1 protein-coding gene and 1 pseudogene are annotated in these 379 nt (G+C 36.9%); one reads left to right on the forward strand and one right to left on the reverse strand.

Annotation, left to right across the window (positions count from 1 at the left end; translation table 11 throughout):
- A pseudogene (locus tag J7R10_RS09675) lies at positions 1–233 on the forward strand (hypothetical protein); the annotation flags it as partial.
- Here J7R10_RS09675 and J7R10_RS09680 read toward each other — a convergent pair.
- Positions 184–379 (reverse strand): hypothetical protein (locus J7R10_RS09680; RefSeq protein ID WP_208436559.1); only part of this gene is annotated, 196 nt, incomplete at its 5' end. The pseudogene J7R10_RS09675 and the gene J7R10_RS09680 sit on opposite strands and share 50 nt — an antisense overlap.

Raw genomic sequence — 379 nt, forward strand, 5'->3', positions numbered from 1 at the left:
AAGAAGCTGTTGGTGCCTTGTTCGATAATGGTCCCCGTTGACGGGTGATTATTGGCGCGAGTAAGGGTCCGCTTAAGTCTCTTTCAGATATGCTTAAGGGTAAGCAAGGGGGTTTCCGTTCAAACATATTTGGGAAGCGGGTTGATTATTTGGGACCTTCTGTTATCGTGACTGGGCCTGGATTTAAATTGCATCCATGTGGTCTTCCCAAAAAAAAGGCTCTCGTATTTTTTTAGACATTTTTTTTTGTTTTGGCAGTATCTGTGTGACTGTATGCAACTTTTTTAATGCAGTTATTATTTTGTATTTCGATGAAAATTTTTGTAAGTTTTGTTTTTTTTTTATGACAATAAAAAAAGTATCGTGGGTTGTTTTTTTT

This window comes from Bartonella vinsonii subsp. berkhoffii ATCC 51672 (genome assembly GCF_902825225.1).
Lineage (GTDB): Bacteria > Pseudomonadota > Alphaproteobacteria > Rhizobiales > Rhizobiaceae > Bartonella > Bartonella berkhoffii.